Below are 11,993 nucleotides of genomic sequence, written 5' to 3'. Positions count from 1 at the left end.
CATCCATGCACCCTAACGCGGCGAAGCCCCCCCTCCTTCGCAGAAGTATCGCCCGTTTCGGCACACCAGCCCGGTTCGACGCCGCAGCGCCCGATATCACCTCTCCCCCGCAGGTCTTCCGATGACGCCAGATCCCCGATTGCTCCCCGCGCTTCAGGCCCTGCGCGCAGGCGATATGCGTGGCGCGCTCGCCGTCGCGGAAGCGGTTCTTGCCGATGCTCCGCAGTTCCTGCCTGCGCTGGGTATCGCCGCGCTGGCCGCCGCGCGCCTGGGCGATCGGGCGCGGGCCGAACCGCTGTTGCGACGCCAACTCGCGCTCGCACCGCAGGACAAGGCAGCGCGTGGCAACCTCGCGACATTGCTGGTCGAAACAGGCCGCGCAGGCGAAGCGCTCGACCTTGTGCGCGTCCACGATGGCCAGCATCGTCTGGCGCGCCTTGCCGGCTATCTCCACCAGCAGGCAGGTGATCTGCCGCAAGCGGTCGGCGCCTATGAGGCAGCGCTCGCGGCCGAACCCGCCGATGTCGAGATATGGAACAACCTTGGCAACGCCCGCGCAGCCATGGGCGACGTGACGGGCGCCGCAGCCGCTTATGAAGCGGCGATTGCGGGCGGGCTGTCGCTTCCCGCCGTGTTCCTGGCACTGTGCCAGGCCTTGCGCGGATTCGAGAGGCGGAATGCGCGCCTTGCCGCCGCGCGCGAGGGGTACGGTCGCTTTCCCGACGATCGCGAACTGGCGCTGGAATTCGCGCTGGCATTGGCGGCCGACGGGCAGTTCGACGCTGCCGAAACGCAGCTGCGCAAGCTCGCCGCCGGCGAAGACGATTTCGGCGCGGCGCATGTCGAGCTTGGCCTGCTGCTGGAGAACCTCAACCGCCTCGATGAACTCGATGCTCATATCGCTGCGGCGCAGGCGCGGGGACTGGACGGCGGCCAGCTGGCATTCCTGCGCGCCTGGAGCCTGCGCCGGCACGACCGGTTCGAGGAAGCCGCGCGCGAAGCCGAACGGATCGCGCCGACGGTCAGCCCGATCCGGTCAGCGCAACTGCGGGCCGAAATTGCCGATCGCCTCGGCGACGCAGACGCCGCCTTTGGCTGGTTCGATACCATGAACCGCGCCGCGGTCGCCGAGTTTCCGCCATCGTCAGGGCCGAGCTTTCGGGAAACCGTCGCGGCGGCCAATGCCTTGCCGTTTGCTGCTCACGCCGCCTCTGTCGACGCGGCCGACGGCCTGCAAGACCCGGCCTTTATCGTGGGCTTTCCCCGCTCCGGAACAACCCTGCTCGACACCTTGCTGATGGCGATGCCCGAATTGAGCGTGTTGGAAGAACAGCCCATGCTGCCCATGACGCGAGCACGCTTCGCAGATCTCGCAACGACGACCGATGTGGCACGCCTTAACGCGGCGCGCGTTTTCTACCGCGCCCAAGCGGCGGCGTGCGGCGCGCTCGACCGGCGACGACTGGTCGACAAGAATCCCCTGCACATGGCGCAGATGCGCGAAGTGCATGGGCTGTTTCCCGCCGCCTCAATCGTGCTGGTGGAACGGCACCCCTGCGATGCGGTGCTCAGCTGCTTCATGGCCAATTTCGTGCTCAATCACGCCATGCGCAGCTTCACCATGCTCGAAGAGGCGGCGAGGACGTATGACGCGGTATTCACCGCCTGGGAACGCGCCTGCGACGCCTTGCCGATCAAGGTCCATCGTGTGCGCTACGAGCGCATGGTTGCGGATCTCGCGGGGGAAATGCGGCCGCTGCTTGGCTTCCTGGACCTGCCTTGGCGCGACGAAGTGCTCGACAACCAGAAGAGCGCGGCACAACGCGGTCTTGTCCGCACCGCCAGCTACGCGCAAGTGGGACGCCCCATCTATGGCCATGCCCGCGAACGGTGGCGGCGCTATCGTGCGCACATGGACCCGGTCTTGCCAATCCTGGCGCCTTGGGCGGAAAAGATGGGGTACGAAATCTAGGTCAGCCGGCGCCTTGCTCCGGCCGGGGCTTGCCAGCATTGCGCAAGGCATCGCGCAACTGCAACGGCGCGGAAATGCGCGCAAGTTCGTCGAGTTTGAAGGTCTGTTCGAACACGAGGCCGTAGCGCGGGTGGCTGCGCCAGCGGACCTTGCCGTAGATCGGCGGCATCACGCCGGTGTCGATGCGCACCAGTTCGTTCATCAGCAGCCACTTGTCGCACTCGATCCCCGCGCCCTGCTGTGAGATGTCGCGGAAAGCGATGCGCACGGCCTCGCCGCCCGAATGCAGCATGGCGTCGAGCGCGATGCGCAGGCGGACCTGCCGACGGGGGAAACCGCCGTGGCTTTCATCGAGCAGGCGCTCGACCTCGACCTCGTTGTGGAAACGGAAACCGGCGTAGTCGTCCGAATGCCAGACAAGATCGACCGGGTGCCGGTCACCGTTGGCAAGCTCGATGCGCAAGTCCTGATGATCGGGAAGTGGTGCAAACAGCCGCACCTTCGCCCCTGTCATCGACACGTCGCGCAGGATGCAGAGGAATTCGGCCCCGTCGACCACCAGCTTGGCCACGCGGATCAGCAACGTGAAACGCGGTGCTCCGCGCTGATCGAAGGGCGCTGGATCCTCCGGCTGGTCCTCGCACTGGCTCAAGCCCACGTCCCCCGGCGCGATCCACAACTCGCCGGCGTCGCGCTCGAACCGGCTGAAATCATTGTAGTATAGGGAATCTTGCCGAGCCGTTACCTAACGTTTCGGTTTCTGTATGAGAAATGCCGGTCGCAATCGAATGCTTCGCTCAGCGTCCCGCCATCGCCTTGGCGCGTTGCAGATAGGTGCGTCCGATTCGCAGCATGGCGCCATCGACCAGTTCCGCCGACCATACGCCTAGCCCATCGTGACGCAGCCCGGCGATCCGGTCGCGCCGCACGATGGTCGAGCGGTGCAGGCGGATGAAGCGTTCGGGATCGAGCCGGTCCTCAAGCCCCTGAATGGTGTGGAGCATCAGGTAGGACCGTTCGCCCACGTGCAGGCGGACATAATCCCGCTCGGCATCGACGCGATCGAGATCCGCTGCGGCGATCCGCACCAGTTCGCTGCGATGCGGCACCCAGAACTCCTCGATCCACTCGCTTTTGGCAGGTGGCGGCGCAACGTCGGCGGGGCGCCGGGCGGCAAGACGCTCCTGCGCGCGCTCCACCGCCCGTTCGAGCCGGTCCTGCGCCACGGGCTTGAGCACGTAGTCCACCGCATCGAGATCGAAAGCCTCTACCGCAAAGTGATCGTGTGCGGTGACGAAGACCACGGCGGGCTTGCCCGGCCGATCGGCCAGCGCGCGCGCCACCGACAGGCCATCGACTTCGGGCATGGTCATGTCGAGCAGGACGAGATCGGGCGTCAGCGCTTCGGCAAGGCGTAGCGCCTGTGCCCCATCGCTGGCCGTGCCGACCACCTGCAGCACGGGAATGCGCGCGGCGAGGATCTGCATCCGTTCGACCGCGAGCGGTTCGTCATCCACGATCAGCGTGCGCAAGATTTCCCCCAAGCCTCTGAATCATCAACACGCGTGGCGTATCACGGGTAGCGTCAGGACGGTAGCGTATCCCCCGGCGGGCAAGGCGCCGCTTTCGACGCTGGCGCGATCCCCGAAGCGTGCGGCGAGGCGCTGGCGCACGTTGCCCAGGCCGATGCCGGTGCTGCCCGATTCGCCGACCTTGCCCGGCCCGTCATCGGCCACGGTCAACACCAGCAACCCTTCGGCTTCGCGCGCGGCGATGCGGATGGTGACAGGCCGGGTGCTGGCCGACACGGCATACTTGATCGAATTTTCGACCAGCGGCTGCAGGATCATGCCGGGAACGCACGCGGTCAACAGCGCATCGGGCACGTCGAATTCGGTGCGCAGCCGTTCCGGGAACCGCACCGCCTCGATCTCGAGATAGTGGCGCTGCAAAGCGATCTCGTCCGACAATGGCACGTCCGAGGTGGGGTCGCTGGCAAGACTGTGGCGATAGAAGCTGGAGATCGTCTGGATCATCCGCTCGGCCTGTTCGCTGCGCCCGACCATGACCAGCGCCGACAGCGAATTGAGCGTGTTGAACAGGAAGTGCGGGTTCACCTGATAGCGCAGGGATCGCAGTTCCGCCGCCTTGGCCGCGCGGCGGTATTCGCCTTCGCGGCGTTCGGCGGCGCGCGCCATTTCGCCATTGCCGAGCGCGAGATAGAGCGCGGCCCACGCGATCAGCAGGAAATAGCGCCCGAGCGCAACGTCGGTAAGCTGCCGCCACAGGCCTTCGTCTTCCACCGCCTTGCGGATGATGCGGACGTGCGCGGGGGCGGCTTCCGACGCACTCGCGGTGGGCGATGGCACAGGGTTCGGGGCGGGCTGCTGGGCGGGTCGCGGCGCAGGCTGCGGCGCGGGCATGGCAGCGACGTGGCGCGCTTCGGACATCTTGGCCACCGGCGCCGCTTTCGCCTTCACCCTGGGCTTGTCCGGCGCAGGCTCGGCAGGCGGCACCGGGATGCCTGCTTCGGCCATCGAACGGCGCGCTTCCGCCATCGCAGCGCGGCGGGCCTCCTCCCCTTCGCGCATCTGGCGGCGGGCGTCTTCCAACTCGCGCGCGATGCCCTCGGCATCTTCGCCATCGACCTGCACCACCATGCCGCCCGCGCGGATCTGCGCGGTGCCATCGGCGTTGCGCCGGATGACCACGCCGCCGGGCGCGAGCATTTCCGAGCTGCCATCCGCGCGGTCGCGGATCACTGGCACGGGATCGTGCGGCAGGGCTGGCGGAGCAGGCGGCGCGGGCGGTTCCGGCGGGACGACGCGCGTGGGCGCGGGTGGCGGTGCCGGGAGGGGGTCGGGCACGTCGATCAGCACGTTGCCCGAGACATCATGGCGGATACGCACGCCGGGAATCGGCTGGACAGGGTCCGGCGCGGGCGTGGACGTGGGCGATGCCGTGGCTGCGGGCGGCGGCATGGCAGCACGCAGTGCCTCGTCCTTGGCCATGCGCTCCACCATACGCTGTTCGACCGGCGCGAAGGCCTTCTGGTTGACCACCGCCAGCGCCAGCGCGGCGGGCAGCATCAGCACCAGCGACGCGGCGACGCGCAATCCGATGCTGCGCCCGTCGAAACGGCGCAGGACCGGCCAGACCAGCAACGTCACCGCGATGCCCGCCAGCGTGACCAGCGCGCGGCGCCACAGCAGTTCCTGAAATTCGCCGAGTTCGACCACCAGACCGCGCAGCGTGATCAGCGCGAAATAGCACAGCCACAGCGCAATGGCCGACATCACCACCTGGCGCGCGGGCACGTGCGGACGCGCAGGCGCGATGTCCGGGTCTTCCGGGGAATAAGCAGGGGCAGTGGCCATTGGCGGCGTTCTACACCGCAATTCCGCGCCAAGGCCAGCGCGCCCGGTCGAACGGATTCGGCCGTTGGTGGAATCGGCGGCCCCTGAATGGCGCCGCCGTTCCGTTACCCATCAGGCCGGGAGCAGGTGCTCGTCGGCGATCTTCTTCTTCCACACCAGCGGGGCAAGCTGGTGGACGTTCTGGCCTTCGCTGTCGACGGCCACGGTCACCGGCATGTCTTCCACGGTGAATTCGTAGATCGCTTCCATGCCGAGGTCTTCGAAGCCGACGACCTTGGCCTGCTTGATCGCGCGCGCGACGAGGTAGGCCGCGCCGCCCACGGCCATCAGGTAGGCCGACTTGTGGTTGGCGATCGACTGCGTGGCGGCGGGGCCACGTTCGGCCTTGCCGACGCTGGCCAGCAGGCCGAGGTCGAGCATCTGGTCGGAGAAGCTGTCCATGCGCGTGGCGGTGGTGGGGCCAGCCGGGCCGACCACTTCCTCGCGCACCGGGTCGACCGGGCCGACGTAATAGATCACGCGGCCCTTGAAATCGACGGGCAGCTCTTCACCCTTGGCCAGCATGTCCTTGATGCGCTTGTGCGCGGCATCGCGACCCGTCAGCATCTTGCCGTTGAGCAGCAGGCGGTCGCCCGCCTTCCAGCCCTGCACCTGGTCCTGCGTCAGCGTGTCGAGATCGACGCGCTTGGCCGCCGAATCGGGCGCCCAGTGGACTTCGGGCCATTCGTCGAGCTTGGGCCGTTCGAGATACGACGGGCCCGAGCCATCGAGCGTGAAATGCGCGTGGCGGGTGGCGGCGCAGTTGGGGATCATCGCCACCGGCTTGCCCGCGGCGTGGCAGGGCGCGTCCATGATCTTGACGTCGAGGATGGTCGACAGGCCGCCAAGGCCCTGCGCGCCGATGCCGAGGGCATTGACCTTGTCGAAGATCTCGATGCGCATGCGCTCGATGTCGGTCTGGGGGCCGCGCTTCTTGAGCTGGGCCATGTCGATCGGCTCCATCAGCGCCTTCTTGGCGAGGAGCACGCAGTGTTCGGCGGTGCCGCCGATGCCGATGCCGAGCATGCCCGGCGGGCACCAGCCCGCGCCCATCTGGGGCAGCATCTCGACCACCCAGTCGACGATGTTCTCAGACGGGTTCATCATCTTGAACTTGGACTTGTTCTCGCTGCCGCCGCCCTTGGCCGCGACATCGACCGTCACCTTGTTGCCCTTGACCATGTCGACATGGAGCACGCAGGGCGTGTTGTCGCGGGTGTTGCGGCGGGTGAACGCTGGGTCGGCCAGCACCGAGGCGCGCAGCTTGTTGTCCGCATTGTTGTAGGCCCGGCGCACGCCTTCATCGACGACTTCCTGCAAGGACAGGTCGGATTCGAGGCGGCAGTCCTGGCCCCATTCGATGAAGACGTTGACGATGCCGGTGTCCTGGCAGATCGGGCGGTGGCCTTCGGCGCACATCCGGCTGTTGGTCAGGATCTGCGCGATGGCATCCTTGGCCGCGGGGCCCTGCTCGGCCTTGTAGGCCTCGCCCAGCGCGCGGATGTAGTCCATCGGGTGGAAGTAGCTGATATATTGCAGCGCATCGGCCACGCTCTCGATCAGGTCGGCTTCCCGGATCGTCACCATCTCGCCCACGGCGCAGACTCCCTCGTTGTCCATCGATGAAGGCCCCTTACGCGCCGATCGGCGACGTGCAAAGCGCTTGGCGCAGCATCAGTGATATTCTACAGGCCGTCGCAACATGGATTGAACCGCCCGCAGTGCATGGCAATACAACGTCATAGACTGCACCGCATGACGATGCGCGGGCGGCGATTGAGGGAAATGGCATGACCTTGGTGGAAGAACGTGGGCCCAGCGAAATGGCGCAGGCGCGTCGCGCGATGATCGACAGCCAGCTGCGCGTCAGCGGCGTGAACGATCCCGCCATCCTGACAGCGTTCGATTCCGTGGCGCGCGAGGACTTCGTGCCCGCGGGCCGCCGCGCCGTCGCCTATGTGGATCGCGCGGTGCCGCTGGGCGATGGTTCGGTTCTCGCGCCAGCCCTCACGCACGGCCAGATGCTGACCGCCGCCGAAGTGGTGCCGACCGACAGCGTGCTGGTGATCGGCAAGGCGTGTGCCTACCTCGCCGCGCTGGCGGGCAAGCTCGCCGCCAGCGTCGCCACCGCAGCGCCGGACGACGACTGGGCCGCGCAGGGTACGTTCAGCCTGATCCTCGTCGATGGCGCGCTTGAAGTCTTGCCCGCCGCGCTGGCGGCGGCGCTGGCCCCCGAGGGCCGCGTCGTGACCGGCCTGGTCGAACGTGGCGTCACCCGTCTGGCGCTGGGCCGCAAGGTCGCGGGCAAGCTGGTGTTCACCACGCTGGCCGAAGCCGATTTTGCCGCGATTCCCGAATACGCCGCCCCGGCCAAGTGGAGCTTCTGACGCCCATGAAACGTCTGACGCTGCGCGCAAGCCTGCTGGCCGGCGCGATCGCGGCGCTTGCCGCGCCCGCCATGGCCGACGACCTGCGTTCGGCGCTCGTCACCGCCTACCAGACCAACCCGACCCTTCAGGCCGCGCGTGCCAACCAGCGCGCCACGGATGAAGGCGTGCCGATCGCGAAGTCTGCCGCGCTGCCCAGCCTTTCGGGCACGGCGAGCTATACCGAGAACCTGGAAAAGAGCGCCTCGCCCGGCTTCACGCCCGATCGCGTGCTGTCGGCAGGCGCCAACCTCGGGCTGCCGGTCTATGCGGGCGGAGCGATCCGGAACTCGATCCGCGCCGCCAAGGTCCGTGTCGAAGCGGGGCAGGCCGACCTGCGCGGCGTCGAAAGCGGCGTCTTCGCGCAAGTGGTCGCCACTTACATGGACGTGATCCGCGATCAGGCGATCGTCGGGCTCAACCGCAGCAACGTCCAGGTGCTCGAGGTCAACCTCAAGGCCACCAGTGACCGCTACGAGATCGGCGACGTGACCCGCACCGACGTCGCCCAGTCGAACTCGCGCCTTGCTCTCGCGCGCGGCGATCTGCGCACGGCCGAAGCCAGCCTCGTCTCCAGCCGCGAACGCTATATCCAGGTGGTCGGCCGCGCGCCGCAGGAACTGGCGCCACCGCCGCCGCTGGCAGGGCTTCCCGCCTCGCCCGAGGACGCGGTGGAAGCCGCGCTCGCCAACAACCCCGACCTTGCCGCCGCACGGCTCGACAGCAAGGCTGCCGCCTACGACGTGCGCGTCGCTGGCGCGGGCCGGCTGCCGCGCCTGTCGGTGTTTACGGGCACGAGCTACAACAACTACCTCAACTCGGTGCCCGTCAACGGCAGCGCGCCGGGCACCGTGGCCAACCACTACGGCAGTGCGCAGGCCGGGATTTCGGCTTCGATTCCGCTGTTTCAGGGCGGTCTTCCCGCCGCGCGCGAGCGCCAGGCGCAGGCGATCGAGGGCTCGACCATGGAGCGCGAGATCGCCATCGAGCGCGAGGTCATCGCCACGGTGCGCTCGGCGTACACCTCGTGGAAGGCGGCGAACGACGTCATCGCGATGAACCAGACCGCTGTCGAAGCAGCCGCGCTCAGCCTTGAAGGCGTGCGTGCGGAAAACACCGTGGGCAATCGCACGATCCTCAACATCCTTGATGCCGAGCAGGAACTGCTGCGCGCGCAGGTGCAGTTGGTGGCCGCGCGGCGCAACGCCTATGTCGCAGGCTTCAACCTGCTGGCGGCGATGGGCAAGGCGCAGGCCCGCGATCTGGCGCTCGACGCCGGGCCCGACAGCGCGGTTCTCTACGATCCGCAGGTCAACTACGACAGGGTGAAGGGCAAGATCTGGGACTGGGCCAAAGACCCTGCGCCCAAGCCCGTAGCAACCCGTACCGTTGACTCTGCGGCACAGGATGCGACAATTCCGCCGCAACCTGCGCCCTGAGGGGGATTCGCGCAGGCGCTGCATATGGGGCACGGGATTCGGATCATGCGTCAGGCTGGAGAACCCTCGGTCGAGGAAATCCTCGAATCGATCAAGAAGGTGATCGCCCGCGATAACCGGATCGAAGCGGTTCAGACGCGCCCGCGTGTTGAGCCGCAGGCCAGCATGCCTGCCCCGCGGACCCACGAGGTACTTGACCTCACCGAGATCGCCGCCCAGATTCTTTCGGAGGAACGCGAAGCGGACGACGCGCATGACGCGCTGCCGGATTCGCCACTGATTCCCGAAACCACCGTCGCTTCGATGCGCGATTCGCTCGCGGCGCTCGCCATGCTGTCCGAACCCGGTGCCCAGCCGCAGATCGTGCGCTCGGGCGAAACCTCGCTCGAAGGCCTCGTGCGCGAAATGCTGCGCCCGATGCTGGCCGATTGGCTCGACAAGAACCTGCCGCCGATGGTGGAACGCATGGTGGCGAGTGAGATCGCCCGGATCGTCGGCAAGAAGGGCTGACAATTCCAGCGTTTGCACGATAACGCGCAGACTGGAAATTGCCGACGGAACCGCCTATCCGGTTTCGATGAAAACCAGTTTTCTGTCGCGCGCCGCGCTTGCCCTCGTCCTTGCCGCTCCCGTTTCGGTCGCCGCAGCCCCCGCACAGCAACCGCTGCCGCCCTTCTCCGCGCAGGATCTGGTCACGCTGAACCGGCTTGGCGGCGTGGCCGTGTCGCCCGATGGCAAGCTCGTTGCCTACACGGTGACGGTCACCGATCCCGCCAGCTACCAGCGCAGCACCCAGTTGTGGCTCCGCCCGCTCGATGGCAAGGCGCCCGCGCGGCAGGTCACGGTCGATGGCTCGGCCAGCGACCCCGCCTTCGCGCCCGATGGCAGTCTCTACCTGCTGTCCGACCGCAAGCAGGACGGCAAGGACGCAGGCACGCAGGTCTGGAAGATCGCCGCTCCTGCTTCGACCACGCCCGTGCTGGCCGCCATCACCACGTTCAAGGCTGACGTCAGCGGCTTCAAGCTGTCCCCCGATGGCAAGCGCATCGCGGTCTGGGGCGATATCGCGCGCACCTGCCCCACGTTCGGAGGTTGCGACAACGACGGCAACACCACCCTCCCCGGTCCCGGCACCGGCCGCCTCTACAAGGACGGCACCGGCTTCGTGCGGCACTGGGATGCGTGGGAAACGCCGGGCAACTACAGCCGGATCTTCGCCTTCGCCCTCGGTCACGATGGCCGCGTCAATGCCGACACGGGCCGCGCGCTCGATGGCGATCCGGCAAACGGCGGGCTGGTGGGCGATGCCCCGACCAAGCCCTTCGGCGATGGCGGCGAAGTGGCGTGGGCCAGCGACGGCAGCGCCGTGGTCTACGCCGCGCGCCAGGCAGATCGCGACGAGCCGCGTTCGACCAACCTCGACCTGTGGTGGGCACCAGTGGATGGTGCCGCGCCGAAGAACCTGACGGCGGCGAACAAGGCGACCGACACCGGCCCCGCCGTCTCACCCGATGGCCAGTGGCTGGCCTATACCGCCATGGCGCGACCGGGGTACGAAGCCGACCGTCTGGTCGTGCACCTGCTCAACCTCAAGACCGGCGAGAATCGCGCACTGACCGAAAGCTGGGACCGCTCAGCCGGCGCGCTGCGCTGGACCTCCGACGGCAAGGCGCTGCTGGCCTCCGCCGAGGACGTGCTTGATACCCCCGTCTTCCGCATCGACGTCGCCACCGGCAAGGTCGCGCGCCTCGCCCTGTCGCCCGTCAAGGGCCGCGAGGGCGCAATCGGCAACGTCACGCCGCTCAAGGACGGGCGCTTCGTCTTCACCCGCGATTCGATCGAGGGTCCCGCCGAAGTCTATGTCGGCAAGCCCGGCAGCAAGGCGCGCGCGCTGACCGACCTCGCCGCGTCGACGCTGGCCGCCCGCGCCCCGATCACCACGCAGCGCTTCAGCTTCAAGGGCGCGAACGGCGACACCGTGTGGGGCCAGATCACCAAGCCTGCGGGCCTGTCGGGCAAGCTGCCCGGCATCCTCAACGTCCATGGCGGGCCTCAAGGGTCGTACAACGATTCGTGGTCAAACCGCTGGAACCCGCGCGTCTGGGCCTCGCAGGGCTATGCCGTGGTCTCCGTCGATTTCCACGGCTCGACCGGGTACGGGCAGGCCTTCACCGACGCGATCAACAACGACTGGGGCGGCAAGCCGCTGGAAGACCTGCAAAAGGGCTTCGCAGCCGCCGCCGCGCTCGACGCCCAGATCGATGCCGACAATGCCTGCGCGGTGGGCGCCTCCTATGGCGGCTACATGATGAACTGGATCGAGGGGAACTGGCCCGACAAGTTCCGCTGCATCGTCCAGCACGACGGCGTGTTCGATGCGCGTGCGATGGCTTTCGAGACGGAAGAGTTGTGGTTCGACGAGTGGGAACACGGCCAGAAGAACTACGTGCAGGATCCCGCCGCGTTCGAGAAGTGGAACCCGGTCAACCACGTCGCCCAATGGAAGACGCCGATGCTGGTGATCACCAGCGAGAAGGACTTCCGCATCCCCTACACGCAGGGGCTGGCCGCCTTCACCGCGCTGCAGACGATGAAGGTGCCGAGCGAACTGCTGGTCTTCCCCGACGAGAACCACTGGGTACTCAAGCCCAGGAATTCGCTGCAATGGCACCAGACGGTGTTCCACTGGCTCGATCGGTGGTTGAGAAAGGGCGGCAAGGAAGGCTAACCCTGCCGTCAG

The 11,993-nt window shown here is 67.5% G+C and carries 8 protein-coding genes and 1 pseudogene; 5 read left to right on the top strand and 4 right to left on the bottom strand.

The features are described from left to right. Positions 1–175: 175 nt before the first annotated feature. Positions 176–1,972, top strand: a complete 1,797-nt coding sequence (locus K3A84_RS14600; RefSeq protein ID WP_225010081.1) for a tetratricopeptide repeat-containing sulfotransferase family protein — start codon at positions 176–178, stop codon at positions 1,970–1,972. A gap of 1 nt (position 1,973) precedes the next feature. Here K3A84_RS14600 and K3A84_RS14595 read toward each other — a convergent pair whose 3' ends face one another. The 4 genes and pseudogenes from K3A84_RS14595 to K3A84_RS14580 all read right to left on the bottom strand — a co-directional run bounded on the left by K3A84_RS14595 (position 1,974) and on the right by K3A84_RS14580 (position 6,975). Next, a complete protein-coding gene (locus K3A84_RS14595; RefSeq protein WP_225010080.1) occupies positions 1,974–2,624 on the bottom strand; it encodes a PilZ domain-containing protein in 651 nt (216 codons plus the stop codon). A 145-nt stretch (positions 2,625–2,769) separates the two neighbouring features. Next, on the bottom strand, positions 2,770–3,489 hold the full coding sequence (locus tag K3A84_RS14590; protein ID WP_404823169.1) for a LytR/AlgR family response regulator transcription factor: 720 nt from the start codon (positions 3,487–3,489) through the stop codon (positions 2,770–2,772). Between the two features lie 39 nt (positions 3,490–3,528). After that, positions 3,529–4,374 (bottom strand): annotated as a pseudogene (locus tag K3A84_RS20680) (sensor histidine kinase); the annotation flags it as partial. A 1,086-nt stretch (positions 4,375–5,460) separates the two neighbouring features. After that, on the bottom strand, positions 5,461–6,975 hold the full coding sequence (locus tag K3A84_RS14580) for a fumarate hydratase (protein WP_225010180.1): 1,515 nt from the start codon (positions 6,973–6,975) through the stop codon (positions 5,461–5,463). 203 nt (positions 6,976–7,178) lie between these two features. Between K3A84_RS14580 and K3A84_RS14575 the strand changes: the two genes are divergently transcribed. The 4 genes from K3A84_RS14575 to K3A84_RS14560 all read left to right on the top strand — a co-directional run bounded on the left by K3A84_RS14575 (position 7,179) and on the right by K3A84_RS14560 (position 11,981). Further along, entirely contained in the window at positions 7,179–7,775 is a 597-nt protein-coding gene (locus tag K3A84_RS14575) for a protein-L-isoaspartate O-methyltransferase family protein (RefSeq protein ID WP_225010078.1), read from the top strand. Between the two features lie 5 nt (positions 7,776–7,780). Further along, positions 7,781–9,253, top strand: a complete 1,473-nt coding sequence (locus K3A84_RS14570) for a TolC family outer membrane protein (protein ID WP_225010077.1) — start codon at positions 7,781–7,783, stop codon at positions 9,251–9,253. 45 nt (positions 9,254–9,298) lie between these two features. Continuing rightward, positions 9,299–9,763, top strand: a complete 465-nt coding sequence (locus K3A84_RS14565; protein ID WP_225010076.1) for a DUF2497 domain-containing protein — start codon at positions 9,299–9,301, stop codon at positions 9,761–9,763. 67 nt (positions 9,764–9,830) lie between these two features. Beyond that, on the top strand, positions 9,831–11,981 hold the full coding sequence (locus K3A84_RS14560) for a S9 family peptidase (protein ID WP_225010075.1): 2,151 nt from the start codon (positions 9,831–9,833) through the stop codon (positions 11,979–11,981). Positions 11,982–11,993 lie beyond the last annotated feature (12 nt).

The sequence above is a fragment of the Novosphingobium percolationis genome (assembly GCF_020179425.1).
In the GTDB taxonomy this organism is placed as follows: Bacteria; Pseudomonadota; Alphaproteobacteria; order Sphingomonadales; family Sphingomonadaceae; genus Novosphingobium; species Novosphingobium percolationis.
Note: the sequence above shows the minus strand (reverse complement) of the source record. Positions and strands in the feature narration are given on the sequence as shown.

Bases quoted from the DNA above. Each gene is read 5' to 3' on its own strand.
- K3A84_RS14570 (WP_225010077.1), top strand. From the start codon at position 7,781: ATGAAACGTCTGACGCTGCGCGCAAGCCTGCTGGCCGGCGCGATCGCG.
- K3A84_RS14560 (WP_225010075.1), top strand. From the start codon at position 9,831: ATGAAAACCAGTTTTCTGTCGCGCGCCGCGCTTGCCCTCGTCCTTGCC.
- K3A84_RS14565 (WP_225010076.1), top strand. From the start codon at position 9,299: ATGCGTCAGGCTGGAGAACCCTCGGTCGAGGAAATCCTCGAATCGATC.
- K3A84_RS14575 (WP_225010078.1), top strand. From the start codon at position 7,179: ATGACCTTGGTGGAAGAACGTGGGCCCAGCGAAATGGCGCAGGCGCGT.
- K3A84_RS14580 (WP_225010180.1), bottom strand. From the start codon at position 6,975: ATGGTGACGATCCGGGAAGCCGACCTGATCGAGAGCGTGGCCGATGCG.
- K3A84_RS14600 (WP_225010081.1), top strand. From the start codon at position 176: ATGCGTGGCGCGCTCGCCGTCGCGGAAGCGGTTCTTGCCGATGCTCCG.